The 380-nt window shown below is 53.7% G+C and carries 1 pseudogene; it reads right to left on the reverse strand.

Going from position 1 to position 380, the window contains the following annotated elements:
* Positions 1-267: 267 nt before the first annotated feature.
* Positions 268-380, reverse strand: a pseudogene (locus tag AC1DCY_RS27945) (IS5/IS1182 family transposase); the annotation flags it as partial.

Here is a 380-nt window from a genome sequence, read left to right on the forward strand (position 1 = left end):
CTATATAATCGACTGCTGGGGGCTGAACGCCGGAATCACCTCGCTGGCTCTTATTATCGCTAGTCTCGCGTCCTTTGCACTGGTGCAGCTCTGCAGAGGCAATCAAGGCCAGCCCCCCACGCAGCTTAACGACCCCACTTATGCGGCAGCAGATCGTTAATCTCACTAGGGGCTGTTGCCATTTCACATAGGTAACCAAAGAAAGGCGCAGGCCATCGCGACCACACTCTCGTAATTTCTCTTGAGCTTGCCGTCGATGAAAACCTATTCAATGTCGGGTTCAACTACGAGCACCTTGAAGACCTTGAGCCACTTGCCTGGCGCTGACCACGCATTGAAGCGCTTATAGACCTTGTTCCAGTTCCCGAACGCCTTGGGTG

Source organism: Lysinibacillus sp. 10T31, assembly GCF_056394365.1.